Here is a 2,540-nt window from a genome sequence, read left to right as displayed (position 1 = left end):
AAGGTGATCAGGAGTTTGGTCTAAAAGGTTGTCCGCTGAAGCTGTTTTCAAGTTGGTAAAAATATTGTCGAGTTGTCGGCTAAAGCTGTTGTCAAGTTGTCCGCTGAAGGTGTTGTCGAGTTGTAAAGGAGTCAACAAAAACTGGGCAAACCGGACAAACTTTATCACACCCTCCGCCGCCGCGGCGGAGTGTCTCGGCAAAGAGAGATTTTTCACCTTTGCAGCCTGCGGTTCAGGATGACGGGAAAGCCGACAATAAAGCCAACAATTACTACTACTATAACATTTAAAACCACTAAAGCCAAAGCCTATAAACCCTTCGTGCCTCAGGGTGACGAAACTTGACAACTTGACAACCTGACAACATTTACTACAATTAGAACCATTATAACAACTACAACCCTTCAATCCATGCCCTTCTACTCCAAACGCGATCTTCAATTTCAGCTTTTCGAAAACCTAAAAGTGCTTGATCTGACGAGGTTCAAGTACTTTGAAGACCATAGTCAGGAAACATTTGAGATGGTCTTGGAGGCTGCTGATAGCATAGCAACTCAGTCCCTTTTTCCCTTATTGACTGAAATGGACAGAAATGAGCCCAAACTTGTCAACGGCAAAATCAAGGTCCATGAAGGAATGAAAAAGATTGTCAGGCAGTTTGGGGAAGATGGTTGGATCAATGCCACTTTCAGCTATAAAGAAGGAGGACAACAATTGCCCAATACCATCCATCTTGCTGCAGGCTTTATTTTTCAGGCCGCCAATTATTCCAGTTCTGTTTACCCTTTTCTTACCACCGGAGCTGCAAACCTTATACGGACTTTTGGCAACCAGAAACTGATCGAAACATTTACTCCAAACATGTATAATGGCAAATGGCAGGGAACCATGGCACTGACCGAACCGGATGCCGGTTCTTCGCTGACTGACCTGAGTACTTTGGCGATTCCTACCGAAAAGGAAGGGATTTTTAAAATCAAGGGTCAAAAAATTTACATTTCCTGCGGAGACCATGATGCCTGCGAAAATGTGATCCACCTCATGCTTGCCCGCATCAAAGGCGCTCCTGCCGGAGTAAAAGGAATTTCCTTATTCGTAGTTCCCCAGAAAAGAGTATCCAATAATGAACCGAACGATGTTTTGACCGAAGGGATTTATCACAAAATGGGCTACAAGGGAGCACCTATAGCACACCTGATGATCGGATCCAATGAGGGGACAGAAGGGTATCTCGTCGGGGAACCAAATAAAGGATTGTCCTACATGTTTCAGATGATGAACGAAGCCCGGGTTGGGGTGGGAATGAATGCAGCGGCAATCGGCACAGCGGCATATTATGCTTCATTGGCTTATGCCAAGGAAAGGCCTCAGGGACGAAAAATCGGTGAAAAAGACCCTGCTAAACCTCAAATTCCCATAATCGCACATGCAGATGTAAAACGCATGTTGCTCTTTCAAAAATCAGTGACAGAAGGTGCACTTTCCCTCCTGCTTTATTGTGCCACCTTAGGTGACATTGTCCATTTGGCTGAAGGCAAAGAAAAAGAAGAAGCAGCACTTTTGCTTGATCTATTGACCCCAATAGCCAAGTCCTACCCTTCCGAAATGTGCTGTCTGACTACTTCTGCCGCGGTTCAGGTTTTGGGGGGTGCAGGATATACAACAGACTTTCCTGTGGAACAATATTATCGGGAGGCCCGTATCCACCCTATTCATGAAGGGACTACTGGGATCCATGGATTGGATCTTTTAGGAAGAAAAGTCTTGATGCAGGAAGGAAAAGCCCTTCAGCTATTGGCTTCTGAAATCATGAAAACCATTGCCTTAGCAAAAGAAATTGAGGGTATGATTCCCTTTGCAGAAAAATTAGAAAAATACCTCCAAAAAGCACAGCAGACTAGTTTCCATATATTTGGGAAAGCCTCTAAAAATCCGGAGGAATTCTTGGCGGATGCCACTCTCTATCTGGAATACATCGGTATCCTGTGTATTTCTTGGCAATGGCTCAGACAAGGGATTACCTCCCAAAAAGTATTGATTTCAAACAGTCAAGACAAGGATTTTTATCAGGGAAAATTGATGGCACTTCGATATTTCTTCGAATATGAATTGGTAAAAATGGATGGGCTAGGCAAAAGACTCGTCTCGGAAGATATCCTGACTGTGGAGATGAAAGGTGAGTGGTTTTGATTATTTCACTTTGGACTACCAGAAGTTAAAGCATCACCCAGATAGCCAATTCAAATTTTGCTGATGTGTATGTTTGAGGTCTTTTTCTTTCATTTCAATTTCTTTACAGATAGCCTATGTCCCAAAAGTGATTTCATCTGGGTGATGGCCATTTTGTTAAGTTGTAAAAGTCTTTCAATTTGGTTTATGCCCTGATGGATCAGCAGTGCATTGGTACTTTCCATATTGGATAAAACCACCAGTTGTTCAATAGTAGCAAAATCCCTGATGTTCCCTTTTCATTAGGATTTTCATCCCGCCATTGCTTAGCGGTTTTCCCAAAAAGGGCCATATTCAACACATCCCCTTCA

2 protein-coding genes are annotated in these 2,540 nt (G+C 43.3%); one reads left to right on the top strand and one right to left on the bottom strand.

The genetic code is table 11. The features are described from left to right. Positions 1-216: hypothetical protein (locus tag ACZFYI_RS18920; RefSeq protein WP_462525678.1), on the bottom strand; the 216-nt coding region annotated here is incomplete at its 3' end. Positions 217-411: 195 nt separating this feature from the next. Here ACZFYI_RS18920 and ACZFYI_RS18915 point away from each other — a divergent pair. Next, a complete protein-coding gene (locus tag ACZFYI_RS18915) occupies positions 412-2,190 on the top strand; it encodes an acyl-CoA dehydrogenase (protein ID WP_462525677.1) in 1,779 nt (592 codons plus the stop codon). Positions 2,191-2,540: the final 350 nt, after the last annotated feature.

Source organism: Aquiflexum sp. (assembly GCF_977115555.1).
This window is presented reverse-complemented; position numbering and strand designations above follow the sequence as displayed.